The organism is Paenibacillus dendrobii (assembly GCF_009807035.1).
In the GTDB taxonomy this organism is placed as follows: domain Bacteria; phylum Bacillota; class Bacilli; order Paenibacillales; family Paenibacillaceae; genus Paenibacillus_AQ; species Paenibacillus_AQ dendrobii.
Genome location: NZ_WUBI01000002.1, coordinates 406,936 through 431,634 on the forward strand (window position 1 = coordinate 406,936; position 24,699 = coordinate 431,634).

Genomic DNA, 24,699 nt, shown 5'->3' on the forward strand with positions numbered 1-24,699 from the left:
TTTAACTGTTGTCCGCGATCCTTGCGGCTAGCTCATGGCTGTTCATGACCAGATCCGCTCGAATGCTGCAGCTTTCAGGGGTTTCAATACACTCCAGAAAGTGATTCACCGCTCCGGCAAATCCTCTGCGCTCCAGAATCGTGTCCCAACTGCCAAAGGTTTTCGTGACGGGAAGCCCGCCTTTCTCATGAAAGACAGCCTGTTCAAGGTTTACGACCTCTGCCGAACGTCCCCCGCCATGCAGTTCCAGTTTTTCCAGATCGGTTCCCGTTTGCCGAGCCATCCCATAGCTTCCAAAACGCATATCCTTAAAGCCCAGCACACCCGAAGCGTGAAGCATCCGCCCTTCTTTGTCCTGTGTGAGCTGCTGCTGCACCAACTTATAATCGCCGCCAAGCCACACTAAAAGATCGAGCACATGAATCAGATCATCAAATACCGTATCTCTTCCGGACCCCGACTGCTGCCGCGTACGGTGCTTGAGCGCCGTCATCTGGTCGAATCCGCCTGCAGCCTCCATCCATGCTTTGGCTTCCTGGTACATCGGGGCGAATCTCCGATTAAAGCCGACGGCGAGGAGCTGTCCTTTGGTTTCCGCTAGTGCCGCCAGCTTCCGGCATTCGGACAAATCATCGCTAAGCGGTTTATCCACATACACGGGCAGACCGTTCTCCAAGCATGCTTTTACGATCCCGTAATGGGCAGCCGTCGGACTATGAACAAATACCGCGTCCACATTCCAGGATAACATTGCGTTTAAATCTGTGGTTCCGTGTTGAAACCGAAAGCGTTCCGTAGTCCTTCTCACCGTCTCTTCCGATCGGCTCATCACGCCGACGACTTCGGCATGATCGTGATGAGCGAGCAGCGGCAGGTATACCTTCTGTGCGATATCTCCGATGCCAACCATGGCAACCCGCCGTTTGCGGATACTGTCATTCATTGTGCATAATCCACCTTTCATTTCGTACGCAAGGATCGATACACATTATACCTTCTTCAAGGGATAAACTGAATAGAGGCCTGCTTTAGCTCATGCCGACAAACTGACCTTTTGCCGCTTCGGCTTTCTTTTTCTTCGAACGCAGACCCATCCAAACCACGGCAGCCACCACAACCAGCTCAAACGCATACTTCAGAAGCACATTCGTAAACAATGAATGGATGAATGGTTCCTCCACCAACATTTTGGAAGCAGTCCAGGCAAGTACGGCGGAACCGAAGGTAATAATGAACGGAAAACGTTCAGTCAATTTAACGATCATCGTACTGCCCCATACCATGATCGGTACAGAGATCGCCAATCCGATAATAACGAGCAGGAAGTCCCCATGCGCCGCACCGGCCACAGCCAGGACGTTGTCGAGACCCATCATGGCGTCAGCAATGATAATGGTGCGGATGGCAGCCCAGATTTGGTTCCCTGCCGAAATATCATGTTTTTTCTCATCGATCAATAGCTTGTAGGCAATCCATATCAGCGCAAGGCCCCCAACTAAACGCAGGCCAGGGATCAGCAGCAGCTGAACAACCAGCAAGGTTGCAATGACCCGTATGACGACGGCGCCAACCGTTCCCCATAAGATGACTTTTTTCTGATCTTCTTTTCTTACATTGCGTGCGGCAAGACCGATGACGATGGCATTGTCTCCAGCCAGTACCAGGTCGATGACGACAATGGACAGCAAGGCTGTCCAAAATGCCATGGTTAACAACTCCATTTTTCTTCCACCTCTCCTGTTTTCGGGAATGTCTTCCCGGGTTAAAATGGTTGCTATGATTAGTCCGCCGCATCAAAAAAAGCGCCCCTTACCTTCATTAGGTAATGGCGCTTTTATTCCACCAAAAAAGACCTTTACCTAATGAAAATCAGGCAAAGGTCTCGCAAAACAACGTTAAAGTTGCCAATAAAGCCGGGGATAATGATCCCGTAATGACGACTTTATTGCATGAGCTACTCCCCTTTGGGAACTATTCACTTATTGAAATCATTATAGCAAACACATTTAGAAATTTCCATGGTTTTATTTTTTAGTTCCGAATTTGGTATGATATGCCTTAGATGTATGATGACATAAAGGAGAGACCGTATGAATAAATGGCTGCTTGCCGCCTTGTATGCGGCTGCTCTTACATTTGCTTTTATTTACCGGAATGAGATTGTGGATTATATGCATCAGCATGGTTCCTTCCCGGTCTTAGTCGGGCTTGCAACCCTGGTTGCTCTCTTTCCGATCATTCCATACAAGCTGGTCATTGCAGCGCTGGGTTACTCCTTCGGAACGTTCTGGGCCGCTGCGATCAGCTGGCTGGGCACCATGATCGCCGCTACGGTGATCTATGCGCTCGTCAGATTTGTTTTCCGGGAACAAGGCAGGAGATATCTTGGAAGATTTAAAGCCCTGCAGTCCTTTACTTCTTGGGTCGAGTCCCGCCCTTTCGTCAGCGTGGCTGCCGGCCGTCTGATTCCTGTTATTCCGCAAATGGCGGTCAATGTATTCGCTGGAGTGGCTTCCATTCCTTTTTGGACTTATACTGCCGCATCCGGCATAGGCAAGCTTCCCGGCATTTTTCTGTACGCCTTCCTTGGCGGTCAGGGCGAACGACATCCGGTTATTTCCATCCTGGTGGTGGCCGGTTATGTTATACTATTGGGATTCTTACTGTTTCTTTACCGGAAGCGCGGGCCTTCGCGGCCAAACAGCCGTTTTCTTGGTTCCGGCATGCGTATCGATTATAATGAAAAAGAAAAATAAAAGAAGCGGAGTGATATCATGAGCGATTTACAAGCGGTTCATCAGGAAAAAGCGACCTTTGCAGGCGGATGCTTTTGGTGCATGGTAGCCCCGTTTGAAGAGCTGCCTGGCATCATCAAGGTCGAGTCAGGTTATACGGGCGGCCATACCGAGAACCCTACCTATGAGGAGGTCTGCTCCGATACGACGGGTCATGTTGAGGCCGTTCAGATTACGTACAACCCCGAGATTTTCCCATATGAAAAACTGTTGGAACTGTTCTGGCAGCAAATTGATCCTACGGATGAGGGCGGACAGTTCTATGACCGCGGGCATTCTTACCAGACAGCGGTCTTTTACCATACGGAAGAGCAGCGCCTGCAGGCAGAGGCCTCCAAAGCCCAGCTTGCGGAGAGCGGACGTTTCAACAAACCGATCGTAACGCCGATTCTGCCGGCGAAGCCTTTTTATGCAGCTGAGGATTATCATCAAGATTATCATAAAAAGAATCCGGGCCATTACAAGCGCTATCGCAAGGGCTCCGGCCGGGATGATTATCTGGAGAAGGTTTGGGCGCCGGAGAAGGATAAAAGTGAGCTTAAACAGCGTCTTACTCCAATTCAATACGAAGTCACCCAAAATAATGCCACCGAGGCTCCTTTTCAGAATGATTTCTGGGATCATCACGGAGAAGGTATTTACGTGGATATCGTGTCCGGAGAGCCGCTCTTCAGCTCTAGCGACAAATACGATTCCGGCTGCGGTTGGCCAAGCTTCACTCGCCCCATCCGCGATTACAGCGTAAAAGAAAAGATGGACCTGAGCCATATGATGGTCCGGACAGAAGTTCGAAGCAAAGGCTCAGACTCACATCTGGGGCATGTGTTTGATGACGGTCCCGGCCCGAACGGCCTGCGTTATTGCATCAACTCTGCCGCACTCCGTTTCGTTCCGAAGGAAGAGCTGGATCAGCAAGGTTACGGTGAATATAAAATACTGTTTCAATCATAAACCTGGACCGGCGTGGCACCTTTAATGTAATGCAGACCACTTTCGGCGGTATGCTTCAATAGAACCTGATGCTACACCAAAAAGCCTGAGGCTCATGGGAACTATCCCCTGAAGCCTCAGGCTTTTTGTATGATTACACGGAAGACGCCGTTGTCTTGGCTTTGTCCGGCTGTCCCTTCGTCGCCGTTTCCGGCATCTTGTTAGATGTCCGCAGCGGAATTTCGCGCAGGAAGAAAGTCAGCACGAGCGCTACGGTCACAAGCGCGGCTCCCGACAGAAACACCGTGGTCAAGGAAGAGCTCAATGCATCCCTCAGAGTATCGATCATGTGTGTCAGCACAGAATGTACTTCTTGCGGCAGCGTTTCCTGGAGTTTGTGAAGCTTCGGCTGATCAAGCAGCATCTCCGGATTTTGGAATGCTGCCAGCTGTTTCGCGATCTCCGGATCCATATTTTTCATGTCAACGCCATTACCGGATGTCATTGCACTCTTCATTTTGCTTGTAAGGCTGGAGGTCATGATCGTACCCATGACGGCAATACCAATGGTTCCCCCCAGGTTCCGGAACAGCTGCGAAGATGCGGTTGCCACTCCAAGCTGATCAGGTCTGACCGCATTTTGTACGGTCAGGGAGAATACCGGCATACCGATGCCAAGACCCAGGCCAAACACGATCATCGCCACGACTGCGAGCCATACACTGTTCATGAAAGCCATAATGAGCATACCAATGATCATGATGGGGATACCTGCCAGGGCAAATCTTTTATATTTGCCTGTTTTGGTAATCATTCTACCGATCACCGTACTCACGATCACCATAGAAATCGACATCGGCATCGTTACATAACCCGAATAGGTCGGGGAAATACCTTCAACGCCCTGCACGAAGAACGGCAGATAGATCAGGGCTCCCATCATGCCGGCGTTCATAATAAAGCCGATCGTATTCGAGATGGTTACGATATCATTGCGGAACAGTGACAAAGGAAGTACCGGACTCTTCACAACTCTTTCCACTAGGATAAACAGTATCAGGAATACGACCGCCGCGCCGAACAGGCTCAGGATCTGCCAGGACCCCCAATCGTATTTCGTGCCTGCCCAGGAGAATCCAAGCAGCAGCGGAACAATCGTCAGCGTCAGGAACAAAGAGCCGAAATAGTCGATTTTTTCGGACTTTTTGCGTACGCCCTTTGGAAACAGCATCATAATCATGATGAATGCCACAACGCCGAGCGGAAGGAAAATCCAGAACAACCATTTCCATGCCAAATGATCCACCAACCAGCCGCCAAGCGTTGGACCTAGTACACTGGAGAAGCCGAAAACAGCCATCATGATTCCCGTCCATTTGCCTCGTTCACGCGGGGAGAACAAATCGCCGACAGCCGTAAAGGCCGATGCCATAATAATCCCCGCACCAATGCCCTGAATTCCCCGATAGGTAATCAGCTGAAAAATATCCTTGGAAAAACCGCTTAAAAATGCGCCTATGATAAAAAATACGATACCCGCCAATATAAACGGCTTACGCCCGTAAATATCCGACAGTTTACCAACGAGAACCGTTGCGATCGTGGAGGTCAGCATGTAAATGGTGATGACCCACGTATAATAATCCATGCCGCCGAGAATAGCGATAATGCGAGGCATAGCTGTACTCACGATCGTTTGGTTGATTGCGGAGAAAAACATGGCCGCAATAATCGCAATCATGATCGTCACTTTCCTCTTTTGGGATAAATCCTCCAAGTGTATTCCACTCCTTGTTTTCAGGAAATATACTTATCTTGTACTTCTATTATGTAATTTCTCAGCTGCCGTGGTTATTTCGCTTGAGATGCGGCCCCGAATGTTATTATTTATCTTGCTGCAATCCGATCATTTTCTCGCATAACTCGGTCACGATACGCACCTCATCAGGTTCAAGACGGGATAAATGTTCTCTGATGCATTGGTCTCTTTTTTGGACGGCTTGGGACAGAACCTCTTCCCCGCGCAGCGTTGCCTCCACCAAAATCACTCTCCGGTCTGCAGGATCCTGGGAACGCACAACATAACCAGCTTTTTCCAGGCGATCGACCATCACCGTAACAGCACTTGGCTTCACTTCCAGCCTATCTGCGACCTGAGTAAGATTACATTTCTGCTGTGAATGGATGTAATGGAGCATAAACAATTGTGGCCCGGTCAAAAAATCCTGCATTTCCTTGCAGATATCCGTTTCCAGGCTCCTCCAAAACGATTTCACGGCAGCATATAAGCGACTGGCAAGCGCGTCCAAACCCATTCCCCCTCTCTGTCCTAAAATGGTAAGGCATACTATTATTTCAATGGTTTAAATATTAAAAGCTTAACGGGCTTATGTCAACCCTGTTATATGTAAATTTTTTCTCATCTCGTTTCCATGTCATCCAATAATCCAACCGATCCAATATGCGCAAGGAACCAGCAGCAGCTGAGCAAGTAATGTCCCCGCCATCCGGGACATCATCATGTGGCCGAACACACGATTCATGCGACCGAGACTGCTCTCCCCGCGTAACGTCTTATCTGATAATAATGCGATTCGGGGATCAATCAGCAACGTCAGTAAAATGGTCGCGAGTCCGTTGATAAGTCCCGAAGAGGTGGAAGCCGTCAACCGAAAAGCCGGCCATAGATATGCCGCATACAACGCAGATAGAACGCCTACGGTATAAATGGCGGTAACCGCCATATTAAGCACCATCAACCTTTTAGGCAATGGACCATCAAACAATTTTTTCATCATGCCAAGGGTCGGTCGTTTGAAGTATGTCATACCGTTTTTCCACTTGGAGACGGACATTAGATTTCGAGCCATTTTGGGAAACGATCCGGCTGCTTCCAGATGTACCACCATCCTGGAGCATAATCTAACGACACTCGGGAACAGAAACATGGCGAGCAACGTGCCGCCGGTTGCGGCAGCGATAATGCCGTGAAGTCTCGGTTCGAGACGAAAGGAATCCGTTCTCAAAGCCTGGTCAACCATATTTCCAACCATCGGTCCTTGGGCAATATTAGAAGTCCGCGACACCAGAACAAGAAGTCCTGACAGCGACAAGGCCAGCGTTATTCGACGGCTGCGGAGTCCTCCCAAGCGTAAAGCGTAAGATAGGCTGTCTACCGTATGGATGACCAAGGTAAACATCAGGATCATCATTAGCTGAATCATTTTGAAAGTCTCCTTTTTGTTTTGGATATTTTCCCATTATAAACCAATCGTTAGAAATTTCTAGCGTTTGATTCCTCATAGCCGGGGTAATATAGGGTTACAAACCATTACCATTCAGGAGGAATTCAATATGCCTTGGAATAAAAGCGACTATCCTGTTTCCATGAAAAATTTGGACGCCAGAATAAGGAACAAAGCCATTGATATAGCAAATGCGCTGCTGGATGAAGGTTATGAGGAAGGCCGCGCCATTGCCATTGCGACAGCCCAGGCCGAAAAGTGGAATGAAGACCATCCGGCCGGCCACGATAGATCTGGGTTGCCTCATGATTCCGACCACCGGGATTCGAAATCAGGTCCGTCAGGTTCTAGCTCCCACGGGAATCTGCACATTGTCTCCGCAGATGAAGGCTGGGCTTTGAAGGAAGAAGGTCGCGATAAACCACTGTCTACCTTTGATACCAAAAAAGAAGCACTGCATGAGGCCAAAAAGACAGCATCGGAGTTCGGTGTAAACACGATCATTCACGGCGAAGACGGGCGAATCCAGACAACCAAGAGCTCCTAAAGCTAATCTGCACAAAAAAACCGCCTGATTCCTATATAGAATCAGGCGGTTATCTGTTAATGAGCACTCCGTACCGCATGAACGGTCTTGGAGGCGACTTTCTGGGATTGAGTTGGTTCGGGTACTGCGGTAACGTTCGCTTTTCCCTTACGGAATGTTAATGTCAATGTAATAGTCTGCCCGGCAATGCCAACCGCCAGAATCGTAAACAACGTTTCTTTCAGCGGCAGGTAGAACAGAGACAGCAGCAGTACGGCAGCATCCATGAGAATAAATACGGTACCTACCTTCAGTCCGCTCCAGCGGCTAATGAGCAGCGATAAAATATCATCTCCGCCGGTAGCTCCCCCAAATCGGAGAACCAGTCCTGTGGCAAACCCTGTGACCAGTCCGGACAACAGCGCCGCCAGCAGCAGATTATTGTGCAGGTCAATGACCAGCACGGAATAACGTTCAAGCAATTCGTAAAAAATAGAAAACGAAAAGGTCGCGAGCAGTGTATTCATCACAAAAGTACGGCCTTTCAAAAACATGGCGATCAGAATAACCGGTATGTCCAGAATCAACATGCTCAGCGCCGGGTTGAACCCCAGTACATACTTCGCGAGCAAAGACAAGCCTACGAATCCGCCCTCCGATAAATGATTTTGAAAATTGATGTGATAATACGCGAATGCCAGCAAAAATGTTCCGAACAGCATCATAACGATTGGTGCAATTTTAGAAATAAAATGGTCTTTCTTTCTCATACAGGTTCCCTCTCATCAAAGTAGGTTAGTCAGGGATGTGACAAACCACTGTGAAAAGGCAGAAACCTGCAAAACCGAGTCCTTCGCATCTTGGGCTTCCTTCTTTCGCAGAGTTTGTCTAACGTCCGTTAGTGTCATGGTGACTGTACTCTACGAAAGGGAGCTAAGTGTAAGAGAGATCATAACGTTTCCAAATCGTCCTTTGGGGATTGTTCCTTCGGGGACACATGGTATCCTGATCCTTTCTTTGTTTGTTTAGTTTCTTCTTATATTATAACACATTCCTCATGAGTGCTAAACAGGTTGCTTGACGAAAAGGGCAAAGAACCAAGATTTACATAGCAAAAAACATGAAAACTACTTATCCAGCAGCGCTTTTGTGAAGCCTATCATTGCCAAATCCCAGCGTTCACATATTGTATATCTTTAATGTGACGAGAATCACAATTACGATATCACCCGTTTCCTATACTGAAATAGGAAGCGAAAGCATCCCGAAAATTAGCCAAGGAAAGAGGAATTCGTATGCTTACACAAGAAACCATTGACATTATTAAATCGACAGTTCCTGTTCTTGAAGTTCACGGAAAAGACATTACAACCGCTTTTTACAACATGATGTTCGAGAATCATCCCGAACTGCTTAATATATTCAACCACGCCAACCAAAGAGAAGGCAAACAGCCGCAGGCGCTTGCGAACGCCGTGTATGCGGCTGCCGCCCATATCGATCATCTGGAGGACATTTTGCCGGTCGTGAAGCAGATCGGCCAAAAGCACCGGGCGCTGAACATTCTGCCTGAGCATTATCCGATCGTCGGCGAAAACCTGCTGGCCGCCATCAAAAAGGTGCTTGGCGATGCAGCCACTCCTGAAATTCTGGATGCATGGGCCAAAGCTTACGGCGTCATTGCCGATGCCTTCATCGGCGTCGAAGCCGAAATGTACCGGGAAACCGAGGAGGCTCCCGGCGGCTGGCGCGGATTCCGTCCATTCGTGGTGGACCGCAAGATCAAAGAGAGCGACGTTATCACTTCGTTTTATTTGAAGCCTCAGGATGGAGGCGCGATTGCCAGCTATCTCCCAGGGCAATATATTACCGTAAGAGTAAAACCGGAAGGCGAAACTTATACTCATATTCGTCATTACAGCTTGTCCGCGGCCCCAGGGCAGGATTACTACCGGATTTCCGTCAAGCGTGAAGATGAGACTCCCGGCAAACCTGCAGGCGTCGTCTCCACCTATTTGCATGACGCCGTCAATGAAGGTGACGTGCTTGAAATCAGTGCGCCTGCCGGATCGTTTACGCTGGATACAAAGACCGACATTCCACTGGTTCTCATCAGCGGCGGCGTCGGCCTGACTCCGATGATCAGCATGCTGGAAACCGCGCTGAAAGAGCAGCCTGAGCGTGAGATAACTTACATTCATGCTGCCATCAACGAAGGATTTCATGCGATGAGAGAGCATGTGGAGCAGCTCGATGCCGCGCATGACCAGCTCAAATCGTATGTATGCTACGAAAAGCCGCTTGGTCAATGCACCTGCCACAAAACCGGCTACATCGATCTTCCTTGGCTGCAAGAGGTCACCTCCAAGGAATCGGACTTTTACTTCTGCGGTCCGGTGCCGTTCATGAGCGCCGTATATCAGGCTTTGCAGGCATGGGGCGTACCCGCTGAGCGGATCCACTATGAGTTTTTTGGCCCTGCGGGAAGCTTGTAAAACAAACTGCATGAAGCGAAAGGTTTTTCTTGCATAACGGTCGGTTTTCATAAGGCCTAACCTTTCTGATATCTTAAAAGGGATATTCGTCCTTAGACTGGACGAATATCCCTTTTTCTGTAAAACAAGCAGCTATTTTCCCCATTTCAAAAACATAGCGAGCTTACAGCACGCATCGTGTTGAACTTTGGGATCCACTGTTATGCCAATCCCGCTGGGAGAATACTCAGATTGGATCGTTGCCGTGGTGCTGATCGACTTCATTAAACGGTCTACCTCCTGCTTATTGCCGGCTTGGGCGGCTGTCATCACCTGCACTGCAAACGAATGCTCTGACAGCTTGCTGAGAATGCGGTAGCCCTCTTCCATCAGCTTGTAGTAGCCTTCTATCGATTGATTTAAGGTATCGGTTTTCACCTGCGGGTACTCACGGAGCCACGAATGCGTATTGGAATATGCGTTAGGTATCATGTAATAGCCGTAATATGGGGGGTAACTCATCAGAGTTATCTCCTTTCTCAGTGTACAGATAACCCATTATATGTGCCGGTATGGGCTTTTGTGAGATCATCCCCATTGAACACGAGACATGAAAAAAAAACAGCCCCGTCTCGAGTACCTAGTATGGCTCGGCAGGGCTGGTATTTTATCATCTGTTGGATTCAGTTGTCATCGTCTTGCGGGCATTAGGCTTCGCAGGCCAACTCGACCTTGATTCGGTCCGGATCTTCAAAAAACACCGCATAGTGTCCCGGTCCGCCGGCATATGGATATTCGTCTCCATAGAGGATGGGTACTCCTTTATCCTTGAGGGTGCTGACCATCTCATCGATCTGGCTGCGGGACTCCGCATGAAAAGCCAAATGATTAAGCCCCGTTGCTTTTCGATGATATACCTTATCCATAAAACGCTCTTCCGTCTGGACGAATACCAGATAGGTCTTGCCCTGCTTGAAGCTGAAGCCCTCTTCCCATTCCTGGAAAATGCCATACCCCAGACCGGTCAGGAACCATTCCCAAAATTCCCGGCTGCGCTTAATATCCGATACATTGATTTCCACATGATGCAGCAATCTAATGCCCCCTCAGCAAACGATTAATGGTCTCGCGACGTACGCCGATCAATTGACCGATTTCCTCTTGCGTCAGCAACTCGGTAAAATGAACGCCATGAGAATAATCATCCAGCCATTCCGACAAAAGCTCCAGCCGCTCCGCCGGTGTACCTACCGTCAAATGATCCAGCCGTTTCTGCATGAATCGAACCTTTTCCTGAAGCAGCAGCGCGATCTCCAATGCCTTCCCCGGACTCTCGCGAACCTCGCGATACCATTCCTCGGCAGGAATTCTTTCCACTTCGCTGCGCATGAGGGCTATTGCCGTCCCATGGGTTTCCTTCGGGGTAATCAACGAATGATGAGGCACGGTTTCCCCAGGATACAATATATTAAAAAGCACTACGTTTCCGTTTTCATGAAGACGGGTGACTTTAAAAAGTCCGCTCTTGATGTGATACAAATATTCTCCGCTGTCCCCCTGGTGGAACAATATTTCTCCTTTATGTAAAATCATATCTTTATCTTCCCCCAATCCTTAGTCTTTCTTTTCTGGCTCAGGCTGCCACTGCTTCAACCATTATACCAGAAAGATCAAGCAACTTTTCCAGTGAATTGGTTCTTGCCATCAAGCATACTTTTGGCGTAACATGATTATAATTAGAACACACGTTCTTATTTCTGGTATCCAAGGAAGTGAAGTGCTCCGATGAAAGCATCATCCCTTCCCCCTGCCCCGGCCGAAGAAGACACCTTGCTCGTTAAAATCTATGTCCTGCACGTCATTCTGCTGGATGTTCTGGAACGGGATATCCGTACCATGAATTCGCTTGCGCTCAAGCTGCCTGACGTTTATATCCGCGGCCTGTCCGGAGTCCAAAACAAAGCCATGCACCGGCTTGCAGCTATCCGCAAAGACATGCGTTCGCGCGGCATCCGCATATATGAAGAGAACCGGAGCACCCAGGGCGTGGAGACCCTTTATTTATGCCGGGGATATCAGCGGCGTTTCTTCATGCTCTGGTCCTATATCAAAGCGGAGACCGCTACCGAGCTTTGCACGTATTTGGGGATCGACCTGACTGCAGGTGATAGCCAATGAAAAAGACTCCTTGATCCGCTGCCATGTATTCGCTGATCAGATTGGCCGGTTCTATATCGAAATCCATCAAAAACCGAAGACATACGCACAAAAAGAGAAGCATTCCATGAATTACATGGAATGCTTCTCTTCGCAATTTGTCCTGATGTCAATTTCTCATGCTGCTTTGCTTCCGCTTCGGATCTGCCGAAGCCATCTTTTCATGCCATGCTTCATAATGATGTACCGCCAGACCTGCAAAGGAAGAATAGGAATCGCTGAGACGGTATACGTTCTTCATCTCCTCCTCCATGACAGGAAGCGGTTTGCCGAAGAAGCTTACATGCGATCCTTCTTCCGTATCGCCCAGTTCCATACCGATCCATACGGATTTCCCGAGCTCATCGGCCTCACTCAGCATTCCCTTAGACAAGTCCACCATTTTCTCTCCGCTGTCACGGTAGGACATGACGGCCAAGGCATCAAACCTGCCCAGCATCCATCGGCTCAGATTTCCGCTGCTGTCTGCCGCTTCCACCTTACCCAGCCAAAACGGAACTGCGGCACTCATATACAGCCCGCCTCTTCGCCCCATATCCGTCCACTTCTCCATATTGCGGCTCCACTCGCTTACCACGCTGCTCTGTTCACGTTCCCAGCGTCTGAGCTGATACGGCTCCACATCAAGCTGAATGCCGGCAAAACGTTCCTCAGGCGAAGCCTTGTCATTATAATCGAGAACCCATTCGATAAAACCATCCGCTTCCTTCTGCTGTTCCTGATACGCCCATTGCGGCCGGCCATCCAGGGCATGCACCGAAATATCCTCCTGCTGAGCAGCGGCGATGAAATGCCTGTACTGATCTGCTTCCACATTTTTTTGAATCTGAAGGAAAATGACATCGACTCCCTGCTCCTTGCAGAAGGCCAGAATCTTCCCCGGATTTTCAATCAATGAGGCATCCCACAGCCAGGTAGCTTTATGTTCTTCCATAGAAGAAGATTTGAAAAGGAAGGGCAGGAGCAGCAAGCAGCAGACGACCAGGACCATGCGAGGCTTCGCTTTTGCTTTTGCCAGTAAGTCTCCCATCCTCCTCCTCCTTTTTTATACGATTAGAGCCATATTCGGCTCTTCGATGTGCTGAACCGAATGCCCGATTTTGTAAATATGCGGCTCGTTAAATTCTTTGAATGCGTTGCGTGTATCGAGGATCGGTACGCCCATGGACGCGATTTCGCCATAATCCAGCCCGCTGTGGTTGGTGGTCAGAACGATGCAGTCATAGGTCTTGAACTTCGCAAGATCATAATCCACACTGTAGACCGTCTCCCCGTTCTTGTCCCGGAAGCTCACGGCATGCGGATCATAATACTCCACGTTCGCACCGTTCTCTTTGTAGAGCTCGTACACCTCAAGCGCCGGAGATTCGCGAAGATCGCTGATATCCGGTTTGTAGGCCATGCCAAGTACCAGAATGTTCGATTTTTTGATCGACTTCGCGTATTCGTTCAGAATAGTGGACGTTTTGTTGATCACGTAATATGGCATATTGTCATTCGTCGACTGCGCAAGCTCGATAAATTTGCTGTAGAAACGGAAGCCTTTGGCCTTCCATGACAGATACATCGGATCCAGCGGAATGCAGTGCCCGCCAATGCCCGGACCCGGATAGAACGGCATGAAGCCGAAAGGCTTCGTTCCTGCCGCATCAATAACCTCCCAGATATCAATGCCCATGCGGTCGCACATCATGGCCATTTCGTTAATGAAGGCGATGTTGACGCTGCGGAACGTATTTTCAAGCAGCTTGGACATTTCAGCTACTTTCGGCGAAGTGACAGGCACGACCTGTTCCACGTATTTCGAATAGAGGGCGGTGCCGAGTGTCAGGCAGGCTTCGGTTGTTCCCCCGATAACCTTCGGGGTATTGAATGTATTAAAGCGTGTATTGGACGGATCAACGCGTTCAGGCGAGAAGCACAGGAAGAAATCCTCACCTACCCGATAGCCAAGAGCTTCGATTTTGTCCTGAATCAACTCTTCAGTTGTTCCCGGGTACGTGGTGCTCTCGAGCGTAATAAGGAGGCCCTTTTTCATGTGAAGCTTGATCTGATCGACCACACTGGTAATGTAAGATGTATCCGGATCCTGATTTTCGCTGAGCGGTGTCGGTACGCAGATGCTGAGCGCGTCGATCACGGTGATCATGCTATAGTCCGTCGTCGGCTTGAAGCGGCCGCTGGCCACGCATGCTTTTAGCTCTTCAGAAGAGATATCGGTGATGTAGGAATCGCCATGATAAATCTGCTCGATTTTAGACGGATCCACATCGATGCCGATGACCGTGAAGCCCTGCTTGACCATTTCGACAGCCAGCGGAAGTCCGACATATCCTAAACCTACAACACCCAATACAGCTTTTTTATCCTCAATTGCATTCAACAGTTGCTCATATTCCTGATTCACTAGCATTCAACCTCCGTATGATGTATTTGTTATGCGTTTGAAGCGGATGATCTTTTAGTGAAAACACCGGTGTATTCGTGCATCCAGCTCTACCGGAGAAAAAGGTTTCGTTACATAATCGTCAACCCCGTTTTGGAAACATTGGCTGATCGTGCGTTCCACCCGCTGCTCCGTAAGGACGACGATTTTCGGCGTATTCTCCACCGGCAGCTGCTGAATCTGGTGAATGAAGGGCAGCCCGTCAATGCCGTACAGATTCAGTTCGGTCAGCACGAGATCCGGCTCCCATTTCTCAATCAATTCCAGGGCCGACGTCCCATCAAGCGCCTCCAGCGTCTCGAAGCCCTGCATTTTGAGGCGAATGGTCAGAAACTCACGGACGGTATCGTCATTATCGACGATCAGAATCCGTCCTGGCTCCTGATTGGCTTCCTCTCTGGTGAAAATATGAATATCGGGCGACGCGCTGAGCCTCGTGGACTCGGCCATCTGCTTCAGGACTCCCGGCGTCGGATCGACTTGTCCCGGAAATACGGTCAGCGTAATCCTTGGATCAACATTCTCCATCGTTTCCAGCAAATGCTGCTTCAGCAGCAATGCCTGATAATGGGTCGCATCCAGTGTGAATCCCGGTAGAAGAACGGCCAATGTCTGCGTGGAGCTGTCCTTCAGCACCTCAAATTCCATCCCGGATTCTTGCTGTAAAAAGTCTCGCACCCGGCTCTCCAGCTGTGGAGGGTTACCGCTGCAATATAAAAACATGATTCCGCAAAGCTCCCGTGAGGTTTCCTTGAAGCGTTCTCCCAGATTGTGATACACGTCGGTGCTCTGTTCACGCTGCAAAGTTACGGACTCCGGCATTATCAATTCCCACCTTTCAAAGAATAATAGAGTATTTGATTCAACGAATCACGCCGAGTTAGGCAGCCTCGCTTTCTTCCTTCCAGCTTTGTCTTGTCATCGCACCCCAGGAATTATTTTTCCGCAGGTACTGAATATGGCCCTGTATGCGCCACAGAACGCCAAGCTGATGGTAACCGACGAATTTGAGCGCTGAGAAGAGAAGCATTTTCCACAGATCGGACAGTTTCTTGAACCTGCGGAAGGCGATCTCCTCGAGAATAATGGCGCCCACACTCAGCAGATAACCGCTCAGGAAGTTCAGAAGAAAGAACGTAAGCAGTATGCGCCAATGCGTCATATCCAAAAGCGTATATCCCATCAGAGCCAACAGGCCCGTGATTCTAAAATAAGGATTCAGTGTTTCAAACAAAACGTTGTAAGGCATCGTGATCATGCCCATGACCTTGTACTTCGGATTGAACAGCATCCCGCGGTTCTCGATCATGTTCTTGAGATTTCCGCGGCCCCAACGCATCCGTTGGTTGGAAATGATCTTGTACGAATCCGGCGCCTGCGTCCAGCAGACCGCCTCGGGGCAAAAGGCCACTCTGTAAGGCAGCTTGTGGCTGAGCATGTACCGGTGGAGCTTGATAATAATGTTCATGTCCTCACCGGGATATCCTCCGCGATAGCCGCCGACGGCAATTACATAGTCTTTGCGGAACAATCCGAAGGCTCCGGATACGATAACCAGGCCATTCATATGGCTCCAGCCGATCCGTCCACCCAGAAATGCTTTCAGATACTCAATAGACTGGAACATCGGCCATATCTTCCGTGGCAGCGACACCTTTTGGACGGCACCGTTCTCGATCAGACAACCGTTCGCGATGCGGACGTCGCCGCCAATGGCTACCATTTCCTCCGGGTTCTCCATATACATGCGCGCCATCCGGATCAGGGCATCCTTCTCCAGAAGCGAATCCGCATCAATGGAAGAAATCAGCGGATAATGCGAAAAGTTGATTCCGGCGTTGAGCGAATCCGCTTTGCCTCCGTTTTCTTTATCTATAATAAACAGCTGTGGATAATCGGGATTGTGGTAAATGCCTCTCATGTTTTGCGTGTCGATGGTCCCCCTGATTTCGGGATTGGACATCTTTTTGAGTCCGAATTCCGAGATCAGGACAGACAGCGTCTTGTCGCTCGACCCGTCATTGATGACAATAACCTCGTAGGTCGGATAATTCAGCGTCATCAGGCAGTACACGTTCTCGATGATCGTAAGCTCTTCATTATAGGCCGGAACCAGCAGAGAGACCGATGGCACCAGCTCGGAGCCGGAAAGCGTATTATAGCTCGAATACTTGGATCTTCTGAAAATGGTTAAGATGTTACGGTACGATAACCCCATAATCGCAAAATACAAAATATTAACGATCATGACATAATAAATGGTTACCATGCCGTATACGAGTAAAGTTTCTCTAAGCAGTGTAATCCCCTCCTACCGCGGCTACGCCCGTCATGCGTTTGACCGGCTTCCGCTTCACTCCGAAATAACGGTCGTGAATCAGGCGCTTCTTGTTGTAGGCTACCATCTGCTCGATTGCGCTGTGCTCCTGCTCTAACTCCATCACAAGCTCAATACGCTGCAGCGCAGCCTCACGCTGAATGCCTGCTCCGCTGAGCGCGGCCTGGCACAGTGCTTCAAATCCGGCTTCGCCCAGCGCTGCCAGACTTTCAGCGCTGTTGTACCGCACCTTCCAGTTGGCATCTTGCAAGGCTTTGACCAGCAGCGGAATGCTTCCCGCAGCATGCAGCGGACCAAGGGCCTTGGCTGCCGCCGCCCGAACTTCCCAATTGCGGTCGCTCATCAAATGGACTATCGTCTCATCCTTGAGCGCAGGGTTCGAGCTGAGATACAGCTTGACCGCTTCGGCACGAACATCCTTCTCCTCCGAGCCGACCAGTCTGCCGAGAACCGGCATGACTTCGGGAACGGCCTGTCCCCACATCGCCACCAAGCCGACCTTGACGAGCGCCGGGTCCGGATCGTCCAGCAGCTTCAAGAGAAGACCGCTCGCATCCATTCCCGACTCCAGCATTATATCTGCGGCCAAATGATGAATCGGCTTACCGTGGGACAGCAGTATCCGCAACATTTCAAGCACATCCTCGGATTTTTGGGCACTCTTGGCAATAGAACGCGCGATAATGATGGACAACGAGTTATATTTGCCCTTTTGAAGCATCTGCAGCAGTGCAGGCACCGCTTCTTCGGCACGCATGCCTCCGAGACGATAAGCCGCATCCAGTCTGCGGCCGAAACTTACGCTGCTGAGCGCCTTCAGATCAGCCTCCACAAAACCGGCATCCCTGCACAGCTGGATCAGCCTTGCGCGGTAATCTCCCTTGAACTGCTCAATCCATTCCATGTACTTCTCCTGGATCACCTTACGTTCAAGCGGCTTCAGCTTGCCTGGCGGTAACCTCAGTGCACCTTCTTCCTCAAGATGAGCCTGGATATACTTGAAGTAATCATGATGCTTCTGCTCATACATTTCTCTGCGGTGCTGTTCTTTGTTATGCGATACTTTCATCTGGAGCAGAAGGATAATTCCGAGGCCAATCAGCCCAAGGCATATATAAATAAAGATATACGCGACGATTAAATGCGAGAACATCGCTGCAGTTTCCTCCTTTCGGGATTTCGGCATCCGTCCGATTTTTATCGCTCTATGGACTTCTGCCCGATCCTTCGAATGTTTTCTTCCTATCCGGTTTGTTTTGTCAGACGTATATTTATAAGCTTTCGACGAAACGAGTCATGCATCCATCGCAAGGGAACATTCCCGCTAGACTTTGGGTTATCTTCCGTGAAGTCTGCATTATTTAGAGGCTCGCTCGTCCGAAAGCTGGCTGTACACATCCTTCATCGAGTAATAGCTTTGTTTCAGCTGTTCGCTGTATTGAACCGTTTCCCACGGCTGCCAGCTGTAAGGAACAATATCGTTGATGTCAAAGGTATTAGCCGTTCCTCCAGGCCAGCTTACCCGGGTGCCATTCTGCTCAACCAGCCATGGAATCAACCGGATGCCATCCGTCTTGACCGTGCTGAATGCGCGTCTTTCCTTCAGCGGACTGTAATCGATAACCTGAAGAGAACTCGGATCGGAAAAGCCCAGAAGCATCCACGGAATGCGCATCTCTATCACATTACCGCTGTACTGCCAAGAAGTTAGAGAGTCGAACTGGGCCTTGCTGCGGTCCGTCGTCCCCCTTTTCAAAGTTCCTATCGTCTTGTCAATAAACGGATGCGCAAAGCGCGTATCCGGCGGATTCATCTGCAGGCTGATGGCCAGCTTCCAAGGATGGAACGGAGTCTCTTGTTCCTTTGTCGTCTCGGGCAGCATCCAGTAGCCTTCCTTACCGTAGAGTCTCGCATGAAAATCATAGTCGGACGCGATCTCTACTTGCGATTCCTTGTCTTTGCCGATTTCAATCAGCGCTTCCGGAGCTCCACCCTCCAGCTTTTTGCCGGGAAGCTGCGCAGCGGAAGGTTCGTTGCCGCCAGCGATCGTATCGGCGCCGATATACAGTTTGGAGGTCTTGGGATCAAAGTCCTTGTCCAGCCGGATTCCCAGGTAGAGGTAACCTTCGTCATGCGTAATTCTCATATCCTGGATGCCAGGAACCTTTCCCTGCCAGTGCTTGACTTCATTCTGCGCCAAGCCGTCCCAATCGTTCAGCTTGCCGTCGATCGTAATCTGCTTTTCTTTGCCTGGCAGCATACCAAGCACGCCAAACATCTTTTCGTTGGTCAATACATTAATCCAATAGGCCCGGCGGTCGGCAGGAATTTCAAACGGCATGGTGTTCCATGTCTTCTTAAACCATTCATCCTGCCACATGAACAAGATGGCTCCCGCATAACCTTCGTCGTATATATCCTGGGTAAGCGAAGCATCGATTTTTCCCTGCTCCTGCTCGTTATGCCCGCCCTGGTCCCGGCCTCCGGCCCCAAAGTGGGACACCCCTACCGATGAAGGCACTCCGTACTCGGTCACCATAATCGGCATATCCTTGAACTTGGCCTTCAGCTGATGCAGGTAGGCTTTATAGGTGTTGAAATCGCCCTGCTTGTCCTTGATCGTCTGCAGCGTAGAATCTGTCCGGAAGAAGTCCGGATAATACGGGTAGACATGGTATGCGGCAAAATATCCGCCTTTCCAGCCCGTCGGCTGGACATGCCTCGCATCCACACTCACCATATCTTCTTCAAACAGCGGTTCTCCGGGATGACTGAGCACATCGGTCGTCACCCAATTGGTGAATGTTACCGGATGCTCCCATCCATACTGCTTCTCCTGCTGGGCCGTGTAGTCTAAGAGTCCTGCGAGCCAGCTTTCGAAAGGAGAAGCATCCGGGGTGCCCGAGAAGTATGCGCCCTTGTATACCGGAACACTGCTGTGCTTCTTATTGGTGTTTTTGACCATTTCCGGGTCCCATTCGGTTCCGACATGCCAGGCCATCAAGTATTTACCGGCGTTCGCCGTGTATTCCCCGCTCGATGCCCCCTGCTTCGGAGGCACGGTAACATCGCCGTATACAGCGGCTACCGCCTTCTGAATTTCTGCTCTAAACTGCTTGCTGATATCTTCCACATAAGCATCCTGCTGCTCAATCAGCTCTTCCTCCGGGGACCATATACCCTGCATAAAATACAACGGATCGTCGCCTTTACCCTTGTTGTATTTCACAAGCGCCGAATAAAATACCGGCTGATGCACCGTGTACACACGGATAACGTTAGCCCCCATTTCATCGATTTGCTTGAACCAGCGCAGATAATCCTCTTCGGTGGCCGGAAGCTCACCCGGAAAATGACCAGGTACCGTTGCACCCAGGTTTACACCCTTCACAAACACTTCCTTCCAGTTTCCGTCCTTGTCATATCGCATAAAACGGTCGCCCTGGGTTTTAAATGTGAACCGGGTACCATCTTGATCCTTGTATGCCGTCACCGGAGAATGGTTGACCGTAAAACCTGCAACAATTCCTCCGGCAATGAGAACGGCGGCTGCAGTGATCCAGATGATTAATGTTCTACGTTTGATCATCGCCTGAAAGTTCTCACCTCTGGTTTGGCTTGGCCTTGCCTTGGCCCGGCACTCTCGATTTTTGTCATAACTTAATTTTTAACGAAGATTACCAATCTGTAAACTAGGCTGCTGGAAGGAATTTTCAGAACCTGGCGACCTATCCCGATCCTTCCAACAACCAAAAAACGGCAGCTGCCTTTTCTTCGGCACTGACGTCTGCATGAGTAGTGAAGCAGCTGTAACTTTCCTTGGCCGAAGCGACAACTGGTTATGTATACGTCGAAAAATTGCTAAAGTTGTGGTCGTTTTAACATCTTTATCCATAAAGATTACAAAATTGATACTATAGTCCGATAAAGCAGCAGCGATAAACCGCACCACTACAGCATTCTTAGAAAATCGCATGATTCTCAAAATAAGGAGAGAGTCCCGGCTGGGACTAACAGTCCCAACTGTTTTTAAAATGGATATATATGGATACAATTGGTATGACTATCCGTTTATTTTTGTGTGATCTCCTAGCAGATTTCCGCTCCTTTATAACTAGGCACAATGGGGATCATTTATAAAAATCAAACGTCCGGTATGTACTTCTTGCAAATAATTCCGGTTGAAAATAGAATATTTCTCCGCTATTCTAATAAAATAAGAACATGTGTTCCTGCTACTGTTTAAATGATAAGGAGCGAGTCCCATGGCCAAGAGTAAAAAGCGTGTCATTATGCTGGCTGACTGCCAGTCCTTTTACGCCAGTGTTGAGAAGGCCGCCCATCCCGAATATGAAGGCAAGCCTTTAGTCGTATCCGGAGATCCGGCCCGGCGTTCGGGAATCATCCTCGCCGCCTGCCCGCTTGCCAAGAAATACGGAGTGACGACCGCGGAGCGGCTCGGCGATGCGCTTCGCAAATGCCCACATCTCGTCGTCGTTCGCCCGCGCATGGCCGAATATATCCGCGTATCTCTGCATATTACGGATATTCTGCAGTCTTTCACGGATCTTGTGGAGCCCTACAGCATTGACGAGCAGCATCTGGATGTCACGGGCAGCCTCGCTTTGTTCGGCAATCCGGTTGAAATTGCCCGCCGAATTCAGCACCGCGTGTTGTATGAAACCGGCGTCTATGTCCGGGTCGGCATTAGCGATTGCAAAGTGCTCAGCAAGATCGCCTGTGATATCTATGCCAAGAAGAACAAAGACGGCATCTATACGCTGGAGCGCGAAGAACTGGCAGAAACCTTATGGGAAAAGCCGGTTCATGAAATGTTCATGGTCGGCTCGAGGATGACCCGGCATCTGTACAAGATGGGCATCCACACCATCGGGGATTTGGCCCGAACCCCCCTGCCCCGCCTGACCGATCGCTGGGGCGTGAACGGCGAAGTGCTGTGGCGCATCGCCCGCGGGATAGATTCTTCTCCAGTTACCCCTCATAGCCAGCTGCAGCAGCAGAAGGGTGTAGGCCATCAGATGACGCTGCCGCGTGATTATACGGACTGGAAAGAAATCCAGGCCGTACTGCTGGAACTGTGCGAACAGGTAGGCCGGCGCTGCCGGGAGAAAGGGCTAATGGGCTGCGTTGTCAGCGTTGGCTGCCAAGGGGCGGACTATGACCGTCCTACAGGCTTTTCCAGACAGATGAAGCTTGCCGATCCCACCAACATCACCGATGAAATTTATGGTGCAGCCTGCCTTCTGTTCCGCCGTCACTGGAACAACCTGCCGGTCCGCAGAGTCGGTGTCTCCTTATCCGACCTCAGTCCGGACTCCCTGGTACAGCTGACGCTGTTCGGAGACCGTGACCGGAAACGGGATCTCGAGCGGGCTACGGACGGCATCAAGCGCAAGTTTGGCGAAACCGCCATTCTCCGCGCCTCTTCGCTCCAGGATTCCGGGCAGGCGCAGGAACGCTCTCTTCGGATTGGAGGTCACTATAAATGAGCAAAAAACTTCAAGGCAACGGACTGTTCGAATCGTCGCGCATGATGCTGCCCGAGCACCGGGAAGCCTATATCCAGCACCAGCAGCATCTGGTACACCGCAAGCCGCCGCTGATCGACCCGCAGGCTGAAGAGGAAATGGCCCGAGTCATGGCAGAAGCGTTGTATAACCATTCGCCGATTACGATAACACTGTTTGATGAACCAGAAGATTTGCAGCTTACCGGTCATGTGCTTCGAATCGATGCATCCCGGAGGCAGATCCGCTGGGGCGGTGATACAGGCGAGGGACCCGAGTGGATTCGTCTTGACCAAATCATCGATGCAGTGGCGGAAAGCTCCATATAGCGTTACACTGGAGAAAACCAAGCCTGTGTCTGCCCATCATGCCCTGGGGCGGATACGGGCCGCCATGGAAGGAGGGCAGATGCCTAATGTGCGGACGCTTTACACTGATTGTATCTCTGGAGGAGCTCATGCTGCGATACGAGATGGATCCCGGACACTCCATACCCTATCACCGCCCGCAGTATAATATTGCGCCGACGCAGATGGTTCTATCCATCATTCATGACGGAAACCGTCTTCGGCTCGGGGAGCTGAAGTGGGGGCTCATTCCTTCTTGGGCCAAAGACAGCAGCATAGGCAGCCGCATGATCAATGCGCGGAGTGAAACCCTGCTTGAAAAACCAGCCTACAGACTCCCATTCGAACGGAAACGGTGTCTCATCCCGGCTGACGGGTTTTATGAATGGCAAAAGACAGAAAACGGGAAACGCCCTTACCGAATCAAGCTGAAAAGCAGCGAACTGTTCAGCATGGCAGGCCTGTATGATATATGGGTACGGGAAGACGGAAGCAAGCTTGCTACCTGCACCGTCATCACGACCCGTCCTAATTCGCTGATGGAGCCCATTCATGATCGTATGCCGGTCATTCTGCGTCAAGAGGACGAGCTTCGCTGGGTACGGCGCGGAGCCGCGAATACGGAAGAGCTGCAGCAGCTTCTGATTCCTTTTCCGGCTGACGAAATGGAGGCTTATCCCGTAAATACCGAAGTGAATTCAGTTAAAAATGATTCTCCACTTTGTATTGAAAAGAGCATCACATAACGTCACAAGATATCAAAAGAAACAACGCAAAATACCGCTTATTGTTCCCTCATAGGAGGTTGCAACAGGCGGTATTTTTGCTGTCCTTAGCGTGTATGTGAAGCCGGTTATTCTACAATGATTTTACCAACCATGCTGTCATGGCCGGCGCCGCACATTACGGAGCAATGAAATTCATGTTCCCCGGCTTTATCAGCCGTAAACTCAGCGGAACCATCTTTTTGCAGGTTCACGTTGAAATCGGAAATTTCGAGACCGTGAGCGCCTTCTTTATTTTCAAGCGTAATTTTCACTTTATCGCCCTTTTTAACTTTGATCTCCGCAGGCTCAAATTGGAAGTTGGTCGCCGTAACTTTGATCTCCTGAGTTCCTCCAGCGCTTGTGCCGCCCGAAGAAGACGTATTGCCCGATGTGTTGCTATTGGTCTTGCTGCCGCAAGCGCTGAGCGCAAATACCAACAACAAAGTTAACCCCAATGTCATCCATTTCTTCATGTCTAGACCTCCCAGTAAAATAATAATGAATGTAACACGTATTACTTAAACCAATTGACCTCATGCTAATCAAATTCTGATGTACACTTGATCCATTCGACTTACCCGGCAGCAGCACTTCAACCGTAAGATGTCTTCCCTTCACCTGTATTATTTTTGACCAGTAGCAGACGAACTATGCAAGCTTCCTGCATAAAAAAAAGACCTTTCAGGGAAATACCGGATACGGTATTCCTCAAAAGGTCACCCAAATCGTATTGCTATGGTTTATCTCCAGCACTACCGGAACATGCCCCAAAGCTTAATTAAATGAAATGTATTATTCGGATCAATCCGCTGAGCCACCACAAAACGAACGATCTGCTGTTCTTCGGCTTGTGTTAAAGGCTCTTTTAATACTCCCGCCGCCGATTTGACCAGGCGCTGAACCTTTGCCGGATCCTGCAGATCAAATTTGCTGACGCCCTCAATAATTCCCTTTACCCGTTCCTTGGTCGCTGGAGTCTTCATTTTTTGCTTAATTCTGGCTACTAACGCAGGACTGATTCCATACTGCTGATAACCCAAAACATTGGCACCTCCCGTCAAATTCCAATTCAACTAAGTATATGAC

The 24,699-nt window shown here is 49.8% G+C and carries 26 protein-coding genes; 9 read left to right on the plus strand and 17 right to left on the minus strand.

The features are described from left to right. Position 1 precedes the first annotated feature (1 nt). Together GRF59_RS15870 and GRF59_RS15875 are read right to left on the minus strand one after the other, a co-directional pair. Complete coding sequence (locus GRF59_RS15870) at positions 2-943, minus strand: Gfo/Idh/MocA family protein (RefSeq protein WP_160498687.1); 942 nt, start codon at positions 941-943, stop codon at positions 2-4. Positions 944-1,028: 85 nt separating this feature from the next. Next, positions 1,029-1,721: a TerC family protein gene (locus tag GRF59_RS15875; protein WP_160498688.1), complete on the minus strand. Its 693-nt coding sequence runs from the start codon at positions 1,719-1,721 to the stop codon at positions 1,029-1,031. Between the two features lie 104 nt (positions 1,722-1,825). On the opposite strand from GRF59_RS15875, the gene GRF59_RS29790 reads away from it, so the two are divergent. Genes GRF59_RS29790 through msrA form a run of 3 tightly spaced genes read left to right on the plus strand, consistent with a single transcriptional unit; the run spans position 1,826 to position 3,746 of the window. Beyond that, entirely contained in the window at positions 1,826-2,035 is a 210-nt protein-coding gene (locus GRF59_RS29790; protein ID WP_237391853.1) for a hypothetical protein, read from the plus strand. 55 nt (positions 2,036-2,090) lie between these two features. Then, complete coding sequence (locus GRF59_RS15880) at positions 2,091-2,756, plus strand: TVP38/TMEM64 family protein (RefSeq protein ID WP_160498689.1); 666 nt, start codon at positions 2,091-2,093, stop codon at positions 2,754-2,756. A gap of 18 nt (positions 2,757-2,774) precedes the next feature. Then, on the plus strand, positions 2,775-3,746 hold the full coding sequence (gene msrA / locus GRF59_RS15885) for a peptide-methionine (S)-S-oxide reductase MsrA (RefSeq protein ID WP_160498690.1): 972 nt from the start codon (positions 2,775-2,777) through the stop codon (positions 3,744-3,746). Positions 3,747-3,879: 133 nt separating this feature from the next. Here msrA and GRF59_RS15890 read toward each other — a convergent pair whose 3' ends face one another. From GRF59_RS15890 to GRF59_RS15900, 3 genes are all read right to left on the minus strand, one after another. Then, complete coding sequence (locus GRF59_RS15890) at positions 3,880-5,502, minus strand: MDR family MFS transporter (protein WP_160498691.1); 1,623 nt, start codon at positions 5,500-5,502, stop codon at positions 3,880-3,882. Between the two features lie 106 nt (positions 5,503-5,608). Continuing rightward, positions 5,609-6,034, minus strand: coding sequence for a MarR family winged helix-turn-helix transcriptional regulator (locus GRF59_RS15895; RefSeq protein ID WP_160498692.1), 426 nt, complete (start codon positions 6,032-6,034; stop codon positions 5,609-5,611). Positions 6,035-6,160: 126 nt separating this feature from the next. Beyond that, positions 6,161-6,949 carry a lipid II flippase family protein gene (locus GRF59_RS15900; RefSeq protein ID WP_160498693.1) on the minus strand — a complete coding sequence of 263 codons (789 nt, stop codon included), beginning with the start codon at positions 6,947-6,949 and terminating at the stop codon, positions 6,161-6,163. A 130-nt stretch (positions 6,950-7,079) separates the two neighbouring features. On the opposite strand from GRF59_RS15900, the gene GRF59_RS15905 reads away from it, so the two are divergent. Further along, positions 7,080-7,517, plus strand: coding sequence for a DUF2188 domain-containing protein (locus GRF59_RS15905; protein ID WP_160498694.1), 438 nt, complete (start codon positions 7,080-7,082; stop codon positions 7,515-7,517). Between the two features lie 56 nt (positions 7,518-7,573). Here GRF59_RS15905 and GRF59_RS15910 read toward each other — a convergent pair whose 3' ends face one another. Further along, positions 7,574-8,266 carry a YitT family protein gene (locus GRF59_RS15910; RefSeq protein WP_160498695.1) on the minus strand — a complete coding sequence of 231 codons (693 nt, stop codon included), beginning with the start codon at positions 8,264-8,266 and terminating at the stop codon, positions 7,574-7,576. A gap of 525 nt (positions 8,267-8,791) precedes the next feature. Here GRF59_RS15910 and hmpA point away from each other — a divergent pair. Then, a complete protein-coding gene (hmpA, locus tag GRF59_RS15915; RefSeq protein ID WP_160498696.1) occupies positions 8,792-9,991 on the plus strand; it encodes an NO-inducible flavohemoprotein in 1,200 nt (399 codons plus the stop codon). Positions 9,992-10,123: 132 nt separating this feature from the next. On the opposite strand, the gene GRF59_RS15920 is transcribed toward hmpA, so the two are convergent. The 3 genes from GRF59_RS15920 to GRF59_RS15930 all read right to left on the minus strand — a co-directional run bounded on the left by GRF59_RS15920 (position 10,124) and on the right by GRF59_RS15930 (position 11,563). Next, positions 10,124-10,492, minus strand: a complete 369-nt coding sequence (locus GRF59_RS15920) for a YuzC family spore coat inner layer protein (protein ID WP_160498697.1) — start codon at positions 10,490-10,492, stop codon at positions 10,124-10,126. Between the two features lie 185 nt (positions 10,493-10,677). After that, positions 10,678-11,064 (minus strand): VOC family protein, encoded by a 387-nt coding sequence (locus tag GRF59_RS15925; RefSeq protein WP_160498698.1) that lies wholly within the window; start codon positions 11,062-11,064, stop codon positions 10,678-10,680. A 1-nt stretch (position 11,065) separates the two neighbouring features. Next, a complete protein-coding gene (locus GRF59_RS15930; protein ID WP_160498699.1) occupies positions 11,066-11,563 on the minus strand; it encodes a Crp/Fnr family transcriptional regulator in 498 nt (165 codons plus the stop codon). 192 nt (positions 11,564-11,755) lie between these two features. On the opposite strand from GRF59_RS15930, the gene GRF59_RS15935 reads away from it, so the two are divergent. After that, on the plus strand, positions 11,756-12,148 hold the full coding sequence (locus tag GRF59_RS15935) for a YhjD family protein (protein WP_160498700.1): 393 nt from the start codon (positions 11,756-11,758) through the stop codon (positions 12,146-12,148). Positions 12,149-12,296: 148 nt separating this feature from the next. On the opposite strand, the gene GRF59_RS15940 is transcribed toward GRF59_RS15935, so the two are convergent. The 6 genes from GRF59_RS15940 to GRF59_RS15965 all read right to left on the minus strand — a co-directional run bounded on the left by GRF59_RS15940 (position 12,297) and on the right by GRF59_RS15965 (position 20,560). After that, positions 12,297-13,217 (minus strand): hypothetical protein, encoded by a 921-nt coding sequence (locus GRF59_RS15940; protein WP_160498701.1) that lies wholly within the window; start codon positions 13,215-13,217, stop codon positions 12,297-12,299. A gap of 15 nt (positions 13,218-13,232) precedes the next feature. After that, positions 13,233-14,594 carry a nucleotide sugar dehydrogenase gene (locus GRF59_RS15945; protein ID WP_160498702.1) on the minus strand — a complete coding sequence of 454 codons (1,362 nt, stop codon included), beginning with the start codon at positions 14,592-14,594 and terminating at the stop codon, positions 13,233-13,235. 54 nt (positions 14,595-14,648) lie between these two features. After that, positions 14,649-15,455: a response regulator gene (locus GRF59_RS15950; RefSeq protein WP_160498703.1), complete on the minus strand. Its 807-nt coding sequence runs from the start codon at positions 15,453-15,455 to the stop codon at positions 14,649-14,651. A gap of 58 nt (positions 15,456-15,513) precedes the next feature. Continuing rightward, positions 15,514-16,902 carry a glycosyltransferase family 2 protein gene (locus GRF59_RS15955; protein ID WP_237391854.1) on the minus strand — a complete coding sequence of 463 codons (1,389 nt, stop codon included), beginning with the start codon at positions 16,900-16,902 and terminating at the stop codon, positions 15,514-15,516. A 22-nt stretch (positions 16,903-16,924) separates the two neighbouring features. Further along, on the minus strand, positions 16,925-18,157 hold the full coding sequence (locus tag GRF59_RS15960) for a HEAT repeat domain-containing protein (RefSeq protein WP_237391855.1): 1,233 nt from the start codon (positions 18,155-18,157) through the stop codon (positions 16,925-16,927). Positions 18,158-18,328: 171 nt separating this feature from the next. Continuing rightward, positions 18,329-20,560: a hypothetical protein gene (locus GRF59_RS15965; RefSeq protein WP_160498704.1), complete on the minus strand. Its 2,232-nt coding sequence runs from the start codon at positions 20,558-20,560 to the stop codon at positions 18,329-18,331. Positions 20,561-21,236: 676 nt separating this feature from the next. On the opposite strand from GRF59_RS15965, the gene GRF59_RS15970 reads away from it, so the two are divergent. The 3 genes from GRF59_RS15970 to GRF59_RS15980 all read left to right on the plus strand — a co-directional run bounded on the left by GRF59_RS15970 (position 21,237) and on the right by GRF59_RS15980 (position 23,592). Then, a complete protein-coding gene (locus tag GRF59_RS15970) occupies positions 21,237-22,481 on the plus strand; it encodes a DNA polymerase IV (protein WP_160498705.1) in 1,245 nt (414 codons plus the stop codon). Then, the gene (locus GRF59_RS15975) at positions 22,478-22,828 is read left to right on the plus strand and encodes a YolD-like family protein (RefSeq protein WP_160498706.1); all 351 of its coding nucleotides are present in this window, start codon (positions 22,478-22,480) and stop codon (positions 22,826-22,828) included. Before GRF59_RS15970 ends, GRF59_RS15975 begins: the two co-directional genes overlap by 4 nt. Before the next feature lie 86 nt (positions 22,829-22,914). Beyond that, positions 22,915-23,592, plus strand: coding sequence for an SOS response-associated peptidase (locus GRF59_RS15980; RefSeq protein WP_160498707.1), 678 nt, complete (start codon positions 22,915-22,917; stop codon positions 23,590-23,592). A gap of 107 nt (positions 23,593-23,699) precedes the next feature. Here GRF59_RS15980 and GRF59_RS15985 read toward each other — a convergent pair whose 3' ends face one another. Next, a complete protein-coding gene (locus GRF59_RS15985; protein ID WP_160498708.1) occupies positions 23,700-24,086 on the minus strand; it encodes a cupredoxin domain-containing protein in 387 nt (128 codons plus the stop codon). A gap of 279 nt (positions 24,087-24,365) precedes the next feature. Next, the gene (locus GRF59_RS15990; RefSeq protein ID WP_160499116.1) at positions 24,366-24,653 is read right to left on the minus strand and encodes a stage VI sporulation protein F; all 288 of its coding nucleotides are present in this window, start codon (positions 24,651-24,653) and stop codon (positions 24,366-24,368) included. Between the last annotated feature and the right edge of the window lie 46 nt (positions 24,654-24,699).

Coding starts and splice junctions, on each gene's coding strand:
- GRF59_RS15870 (WP_160498687.1), bottom strand. CDS start 943: ATGAATGACAGTATCCGCAAACGGCGGGTTGCCATGGTTGGCATCGGA.
- GRF59_RS15875 (WP_160498688.1), bottom strand. CDS start 1,721: ATGGAGTTGTTAACCATGGCATTTTGGACAGCCTTGCTGTCCATTGTC.
- GRF59_RS29790 (WP_237391853.1), top strand. CDS start 1,826: ATGGCGCTTTTATTCCACCAAAAAAGACCTTTACCTAATGAAAATCAG.
- GRF59_RS15880 (WP_160498689.1), top strand. CDS start 2,091: ATGAATAAATGGCTGCTTGCCGCCTTGTATGCGGCTGCTCTTACATTT.
- msrA (WP_160498690.1), top strand. CDS start 2,775: ATGAGCGATTTACAAGCGGTTCATCAGGAAAAAGCGACCTTTGCAGGC.
- GRF59_RS15900 (WP_160498693.1), bottom strand. CDS start 6,949: ATGATTCAGCTAATGATGATCCTGATGTTTACCTTGGTCATCCATACG.
- GRF59_RS15905 (WP_160498694.1), top strand. CDS start 7,080: ATGCCTTGGAATAAAAGCGACTATCCTGTTTCCATGAAAAATTTGGAC.
- GRF59_RS15910 (WP_160498695.1), bottom strand. CDS start 8,266: ATGAGAAAGAAAGACCATTTTATTTCTAAAATTGCACCAATCGTTATG.
- hmpA (WP_160498696.1), top strand. CDS start 8,792: ATGCTTACACAAGAAACCATTGACATTATTAAATCGACAGTTCCTGTT.
- GRF59_RS15920 (WP_160498697.1), bottom strand. CDS start 10,492: ATGAGTTACCCCCCATATTACGGCTATTACATGATACCTAACGCATAT.
- GRF59_RS15930 (WP_160498699.1), bottom strand. CDS start 11,563: ATGATTTTACATAAAGGAGAAATATTGTTCCACCAGGGGGACAGCGGA.
- GRF59_RS15935 (WP_160498700.1), top strand. CDS start 11,756: ATGAAAGCATCATCCCTTCCCCCTGCCCCGGCCGAAGAAGACACCTTG.
- GRF59_RS15940 (WP_160498701.1), bottom strand. CDS start 13,217: ATGGGAGACTTACTGGCAAAAGCAAAAGCGAAGCCTCGCATGGTCCTG.
- GRF59_RS15950 (WP_160498703.1), bottom strand. CDS start 15,455: ATGCCGGAGTCCGTAACTTTGCAGCGTGAACAGAGCACCGACGTGTAT.
- GRF59_RS15955 (WP_237391854.1), bottom strand. CDS start 16,902: ATGGTAACCATTTATTATGTCATGATCGTTAATATTTTGTATTTTGCG.
- GRF59_RS15960 (WP_237391855.1), bottom strand. CDS start 18,157: ATGCCGAAATCCCGAAAGGAGGAAACTGCAGCGATGTTCTCGCATTTA.
- GRF59_RS15965 (WP_160498704.1), bottom strand. CDS start 20,560: ATGATCAAACGTAGAACATTAATCATCTGGATCACTGCAGCCGCCGTT.
- GRF59_RS15970 (WP_160498705.1), top strand. CDS start 21,237: ATGGCCAAGAGTAAAAAGCGTGTCATTATGCTGGCTGACTGCCAGTCC.
- GRF59_RS15975 (WP_160498706.1), top strand. CDS start 22,478: ATGAGCAAAAAACTTCAAGGCAACGGACTGTTCGAATCGTCGCGCATG.
- GRF59_RS15980 (WP_160498707.1), top strand. CDS start 22,915: ATGTGCGGACGCTTTACACTGATTGTATCTCTGGAGGAGCTCATGCTG.
- GRF59_RS15985 (WP_160498708.1), bottom strand. CDS start 24,086: ATGAAGAAATGGATGACATTGGGGTTAACTTTGTTGTTGGTATTTGCG.